This is a genomic window from Chromohalobacter sp. HP20-39 (assembly GCF_033052815.1).
Lineage (GTDB): Bacteria > Pseudomonadota > Gammaproteobacteria > Pseudomonadales > Halomonadaceae > Chromohalobacter.
Map to the genome: position 1 here is coordinate 1 of NZ_JAWHTP010000722.1, position 269 is coordinate 269.

At 68.8% G+C, this 269-nt stretch carries 1 protein-coding gene; it reads left to right on the forward strand.

Going from position 1 to position 269, the window contains the following annotated elements:
- On the forward strand, nt 1-269 hold a 269-nt coding region (locus tag RVY79_RS19845; protein ID WP_317466287.1), incomplete at both ends, for an HD-GYP domain-containing protein.

The window sequence follows — 269 nt, forward strand, 5'->3', positions numbered from 1 at the left end:
AGATCGTCGCCTACGCGCTCAAGCTGCGGCAGTCGCATCTGCTGCCCGCCGGCGCCACGCCGGAGGCGCAAGCCGCCCAGGCCGAGGCCTGGACCGCAGGCACCGCCTATGCTGCGCTGCTGCACGACATCGGCAAGATCGCTATTCCGCCCGAGGTACTGAACAAGCCGGGTGCGCTCACCGCCGATGAATTCCGCACCGTGGTCGTTCACCCGCAGGCCGGGTACGACATCCTGGTGGGCGACACCCAGATGCGCGACATCGCGCTC